This window comes from Streptomyces sp. NPDC088354 (assembly GCF_044753585.1).
Classification (GTDB): Bacteria; Actinomycetota; Actinomycetes; order Streptomycetales; family Streptomycetaceae; genus Actinacidiphila.
The window spans coordinates 12,392-19,046 of sequence record NZ_JBIVNJ010000067.1 but is presented as its reverse complement, the minus strand read 5'-3'; the positions used below and the strand labels follow the sequence as shown (position 1 = coordinate 19,046).

Below are 6,655 nucleotides of genomic sequence, written 5' to 3'. Positions count from 1 at the left end.
GGCACGGTCTTCCACTCGGATCACGGGGCGTAGAGAACTCCATGATCTTGGAAGCCGTGCCTGTCACGTTCCGGGGCACCGCCGAGCTGGCAGATTGTCACGAACCGGGCGTCACGCGACTACGCCGAAGCCCTGGGGCCGGGCCGTGGCGGGTTTCGGAATCGCATGCCAGACCTGAGACGGCCGCGAGTTCAGATCAACGCGCTGGCGGCCCGGTCCACGAGTCGACTGGCGAAGCGCCGCCCGGGGCGGACCTTCCGGGCGGCGGCTGTTCAAGCCGGGTCTGCAACAAGGACCGTCAGGCGTAGGCATTCACGGACGCTGCGATTACGGTCAGCAGGCCAGGGCGTTGCTGGCAATGAAGTGCTTGCAGTTCCTGAACTGGTCATGTCTTCGGTGCGTATCGAACGCCAGTCGACACACACCGAAGGGTCGGGATGGCGACCCGGCAGGCAGGTCCTGCTTGCTCGAGGTGTGTCATGGAGCAGGGTGGCGCCCTCTGTCGCACCGGAGCCCGATGTCTGCTCTGTGCCGGTAATCTCTGATCGAGTGGGAATTTCTAGGGTAGCTGTCGTCACTGCACTCGGTTCTTGACCACCCTCATGATCGTGTCAATGTCTGTCGCCGCAGATCCTTCCATTGCTGGCAGTAGCACCTGAATGTGGACGAGTGGTCACCCCGGAACCAAACCGCCGCCAGCGTGGTCCTCAGATGTAGGGCTCCCGTCGGCCATGAGAGGATGGCCCACAGCCGTTGACACGGTGATTCACAACCGCTGCAGGACTTGATGGCCCAGGCGGGCGAGACTGCTAGACGGACCACCCATACTGGCTTCGGTGTCCAGACCCAGCGTGGCGACTCGGCGCTCTCGACGGCATGATGGTGCTTCCCCCGCTGGCGGGCGGTGCGTGCCCCCAAGGGGCTGTGAGAGATGGAGAGCGTGTGTCACGTCAGGTAGTGACGGTCTGTCCCGAGGGCACCACCGGCTTTCGTACGATCCAAGAGGCACTGGCGAACGCCCGCAGTGGTGCTGTCATCAGCGTGCGACCCGGAACGTACGAGGAAAGCCTCGTCATCGGGACCCGGGTGACCCTCGTCGCCGAGCAGGCCCGAGGCAGCGTGGAGATCCGGCCCCGGCGCGGCAGTGCCGTGACGCTGCGGGCGGACGCCGTGATGCTCACGGATCTGGTACTTCGCGGTCGTGACGACGAGGTGCCTGCGATCGACGCCGTGCGGGGACAGGTCGCCATGGACGGCTGCGAGGTCACCGGTTCATCGTGGACGGCTGTACTGGCACGGGAAAACGGGTCGCTGGCGATGCGGGACTGCCGAGTCAGTAATCCGGTAGGCGCCGGTGTGGTGGTGACCTCGGCGGTCGACAGCCTGCTCGACAACTGCACGATGGAGCACCTGAGCACCTCGGCCGTGGTAATCGGCGAGCGCGGCCGGGTCACCGTCCGTGGCTGCACAATACGGGACGCCCAGGGCAACGGCGTCCTTGCCAACGGCGAGGCACAGGGGTTCATCGAAGACTGCGACATATCCTCCACCGCCAAGCCATCCATCGCCCTGGAGGAGCACTCCACCACACGCGTGGTCCGGACGGTGGTGCACGACACGACGATCGGTGTCCACCTGACCAGCGCCTCCCGCACCGAATTGGAAGAAGTCAGGGTCACAGCCACCACCGGCCCGGCCTTCATCATCTCGCACGGCAGCGACCCGCTGCTGCGCCGCTGCCGCACTTCCCGGACCGAGGGTAACGGCCTTCTGGTCACCGATCGGGCACGTGGCACCTACGAGGACTGCTGGCTGGACTCCTCACAGGCGCCCGCACTGTGGGTTGCGGGCTCCGCCTCCCCCACGCTCACTTCGTTGACGGTACGTGACTGCGCTGCCGAAGCCGCCGTACTGCTTGAGGATGAGTCCACCGCGGAATTCGACCGCCTGGAGGTTCTCGACACAACAGGCTCCGCAATCCGTATCCGCACGGGCGCCAACCCGATGCTGCGCCGCGTCCGAATCAGCCGCACCGGCGCCAATGGCGTCGAGGTCGTCAAGGACGGGCGAGGACGGTTGGAGAACAGTGAGATCGATCGCCCCGGTGCAGCGGGCCTCCACATCGAAGGACTCGGCAATCTGTATGTCGGCAGCACTACGGTGCTGGCTGCGACCGGCCCAGCCCTGCTGGTGGGTGAGCAAGGCACGGCGACCGCCCGTGACTGCGAGTTCCGTGAGCCCAGCGCGGACGGCATCGTTGTCGAGGCTGAAGGCGAGCTCACCGCTACCCGGGTCCGCGTGACCGACGCCGCCGATAGTGCAGCAGTGGTCCGAGAAGGTGGACGTGCCGCACTCAACGGATGCACGCTGGCTGGCAGTGGCCAGGACGGTCTGCGGGTGGAAACCACGTCCCCGGTCTCCGTCGTCAATTGCACCGTGCGCGACAACGCCGGCAGCGGTCTCGTGCAGTCGAAGTCTGGGGACCGACTCGCCGTCGAGGAGCTCACCAGTACTGGAAACGGCCGGCGTGACGCGTGGGGATACGGCGACAACGAGGGAACGGACCCCGCCGGAACCATGCCTGGCGGCGATACCTCTTCCGAGACCGGGCCGCTGGCCGAACTGGAGTCCCTGATCGGCCTGTCCAACGTCAAGCAACAGGTCCGCACACTCGTCAATCTCACGCAACTCGCGCAGCGTCGCGCCCAACTCGGCATGCCCGCACCCCCGATGAGTCGGCATCTGGTCTTCGCTGGGCCGCCCGGCACCGGAAAGACGACGGTCGCACGTCTCTACGGCACGATTCTGGCGCAGTTGGGCGCCCTGCGTTCGGGGCACCTGGTAGAAGTCTCGCGTGCGGACCTGGTGGCCCAGGTCATTGGTGGCACCGCCATCAAGACGACCGAGACCTTCAACCGGGCGCTGGGTGGCGTACTGTTCATCGACGAGGCCTACACGCTGACCAGTGACAGCAATCACTCGGGAGCGGACTTCGGGCGGGAAGCTGTAGACACGCTTTTGAAGCTGATGGAGGACCACCGCGAGGACGTCGTAGTCGTGGTCGCCGGATACTCCGGAGAAATGCAGTCCTTCCTTGCCTCCAACCCGGGCCTAGCCTCGCGCTTCTCCCGAACAGTGGAGTTCGAGAACTACTCGGTGCCCGAGCTTGTGGCGATCATGGAAAGCATGTGTGCCCGCCATCATTACGAACTCGGTGATGGCACCAACGCCGCACTGGCAGCCCACTTCGAACGCATGCCCAGAGACGCGACTTTCGGCAACGGCCGCGCAGCACGACAGGTGTTCGAGGAGATGGTCGATCGCCAGGCGGTGCGCTTGGCGTCCCAGGCTGAGGTCGGGGAGCGAGACCTCTCACTGCTCCTTCCCCAGGACATCAGTGAGCAAGCTGCCGCCGAAGGTACCGCGGACGTCATGCCAGGACAGAGCAACGCGCTCGAGCGGCTCGGCGACATGATCGGGCTGGACGCGGTGAAACGCGACGTCACCGATCTGGTCAACCTGCTGTCCACCGCACGGCACCGGCTGGCCGCCGGACTGCCCGCCCCCCGGATCAGCCACCATCTCGTTTTCACCGGGCCGCCCGGCACCGGCAAGACCACCGTGGCCCGCCTCTACGGTGAACTCCTTGTTTCTCTCGAAGTACTTCCCCGCGGGCAGTTGGTGGAGGTGTCGCGCGCCGACCTCGTCGGCCGGTACGTCGGCCACACCGCCCAGCTGACCCGCGAGGTCTTCGAACGGGCCCTGGGCGGTGTGCTGTTCATCGACGAGGCATACACGCTGACGCCCCCCGGCGGCTCCTCGGGCGCGGATTTCGGGCAGGAGGCCGTGGACACACTGCTGAAACTGATGGAAGACCACCGCGACGAAGTGGTCGTCATCGTCGCCGGTTATACCGAAGAGATGGAGGCCTTCATGGCCTCCAACCCAGGTCTGTCGTCCCGTTTCTCCCGACGCGTGGCCTTCGCCGACTACACCTCCGACGAGCTTGTCACCATCGTACGGATGCATGCCGAGGCAGCGGGATACGAGTGCGGACCTGGCGTGGGCGCACTGCTTCGCGCGCATTTCCACTCACTACCGAGGGACCGGTCGTTCGGAAACGCGCGACTCGCCCGGCAGGTGCTGGAATCGATGATGACGCGTCAGGCCGGTCGCCTGAGCACCATGACAGCACCAAGCGTGGACGATCTGCGTCTGCTGCTCCCGAACGACGTGCCGACGTCGTACGCGGCAACCTGAGGCACAAACAGCGACTGCACGACTGGAAGGAACAGATGAGCGCCCCAGAGAGGGCAAGTGCAGCGCGGGAACGCAGAGATCGTAAAGTACGCCTCATGCGTCGTCCCCGCTTTCCCTCGCATCTTGCACTCCCGGCCCGGCTTGCCGCTGTAGCGTTGGTCCTCAGCGCTGTGCTGGGGTCACCTGCCGCGTCCACCGCGCTTGCGGCCGACGCCAAGGTGGTACAGCTGCCCGTGATGCCGACCCAGCTCGAGGCTGGTGCCGACTGCACCAAGGCATCCGAAGAGAAGGCCACTTCGGAGCCGTGGCAACAGCGGTACCTGCAGTTCACGCGGGCCTCGCAGTTCTCCTCCGGGTCCACGGTGACGGTGGCCGTGGTGGACACGGGGGTGTCAGTCACAGCACCGGCTCTGAAGGGTCGGGTCATCGCACTTGGCAGTGCGGGCCAGGACTGCGTGGGGCATGGCAGTTTCGTCGCGGGATTGATCGGAGCGGCTGCCACGCAGGGGGTAAAGTTCGCCGGTGTCGCCCCGCAGGCGCGTATCGTGGCGGTCCGTGGCACGGATGCCCGCGGGAAGGCGACAGCCTCGAGCGTCGCGGCGGGAATCACCCAAGCGGTCCAAGCAAAAGCCCAGGTGATCGTCGTGTCACCAGCCCTGGCAAACAGATCGGCTCAGCTCACCGCAGCTGTCGACAACGCCGTCAAACACGACGCACTGCTGATCGCTGCGGCCGTACCCGATCCGCCCAGAGCCGGCACCGCGAGCAAAGCCGCGCCAGTACCCCGCGACTACTGGCCGGCAGCCCAGTCCGGCGTCCTGTCGGTACTGGACATCGACGCGGACGGCAAACGCCTGGATGGCGCGTTGTTGCCCCGGGCTGCCGATCTCACGGCTCCCGGGGATGGCGTGATCAGTATTGGTCCCAGAGGTACCGGGCATTTCATCGGCTCCGGCGCCTCCTTTGGGGCCGCGTTCGTAGCGGGCGCGGCGGCCCAGGTACGTTCCGCCCACCCGGAATTGTCCGCCGAACAGACTGCGGCTCGACTCATATCCACTGCATACCCTGATGTGGTTCCCCGTCTAGATCCCTATGCGGCGGTGACGGCTGCGACTACCGCGGCCCAGGGCCAGTCGGCCGTACAACACCCGCTGGCGCGGGACAAGCCGGTTGTTCTGCCTGCTGATGCCGGGGCGCTTCCCATGCGGCGCGCTGCGCTGTGTACGGCGATCGCTGGTGCAGTGCTGTTCGTCCTAGCGTGCGCTGCCGTGGTCGTTCCGCGCGGTCGGGCGAGAGGTTGGCAGCCTGCAGAAGTCAGTCGCTCGGCGGAACGAGGCTGAGCCTGTTCTGGTTTGACCGGCGGCTGCACCCGGAGCGCTGCCCTGCAGAGCAGGGTGTGATCGCATGGAGTTCTGTAGTCTCCGCGTGAGTACGCGTGGGTCCGTGACGTGGGCCATTTTGGAGCGCCCAGCCGTCCGGCCTCGGTACTACCGGTAGTCCCGGCACACCACCTCGACGCCGGGGTGAGCCTGCGAGCCACCGGGCGACCGTTGCGGTCGTCCGGTGGCGGCAGCATTTCGACCGGCTGGAGAGTCTCGATGCCGGTGAGGGTCGTGCCGGCGTTGTGACTTTTGCGCAGTGCGAACTCATCGACTCGAGTACAGCGGAGTCGAGGGTCCGGGTTCGGGAAGGCGGCGGATGAGGCGCAGCAGCGTCGACCTGCTCACTCCGGCCGCGAGCACTTGCGACAACTGGGCGCGCGCCCGGCCGACGTCACCGCAAGGCACTCCAGCACCCTGTGCAGGCCGGTACTGCGCCGGCCATGCCGGAGGGTCGGCTGGTCGGCCTACCCGGCGAACACCAACTGCTTGCATGGACGTTGACGACGGCGGAATCGCGGCAGCCTTAACTCGATCAGCGCCAGGGCGCCCGCCGACTGCGCTGTCAGCGAGTCGACGTACGACCGGCTGTTGGACCTGGCCGACCGTGACCCGCATGAGGGGCACGCGGTCCGCTCTGCAGGCGGTCCGGGCCTGTATGGCCGAACGCCACGTTGTCGATCATGAGACCGTCGCCCTTGTGAAACCACAGGTCCTGGCGGTGGATGTCAGCCACGGTCGTTCACGATCGCGGTTTCGGTGACCCGACGGGGCCTGATCGCGGAAAGTAATCCGGAATCAGAATTTAGCCGTCGCCGGTATCCCCTTCCCGAGGCAGCACTTCTTCTTGTCGCGGAGGTCCGCCGAAGCAGATCAAACCCGGGGCTGAGACACGGTGGTGGGGGGGGGGGGGGGGGCGGCGCCCCCCCCCCCCCCCCCACCCCAACAGGAGGGAAGACGGCGCGGGGGGGCGGGCGCGCCGCAGGGGCGGAGAGGCCGGGAGAGGCAGGGGGAGT

Annotated in this window: 2 protein-coding genes; both read left to right on the top strand. The window is 66.5% G+C overall.

Annotated elements, in window-relative coordinates; all coding sequences use genetic code 11:
- The first annotated feature begins 942 nt into the window (after positions 1–942).
- Positions 943–4,260 (top strand): right-handed parallel beta-helix repeat-containing protein, encoded by a 3,318-nt coding sequence (locus tag ACIP98_RS39885; protein WP_401981404.1) that lies wholly within the window; start codon positions 943–945, stop codon positions 4,258–4,260.
- A 236-nt stretch (positions 4,261–4,496) separates the two neighbouring features.
- Complete coding sequence (locus tag ACIP98_RS39880) at positions 4,497–5,600, top strand: S8 family serine peptidase (RefSeq protein WP_401981402.1); 1,104 nt, start codon at positions 4,497–4,499, stop codon at positions 5,598–5,600.
- Positions 5,601–6,655: the final 1,055 nt, after the last annotated feature.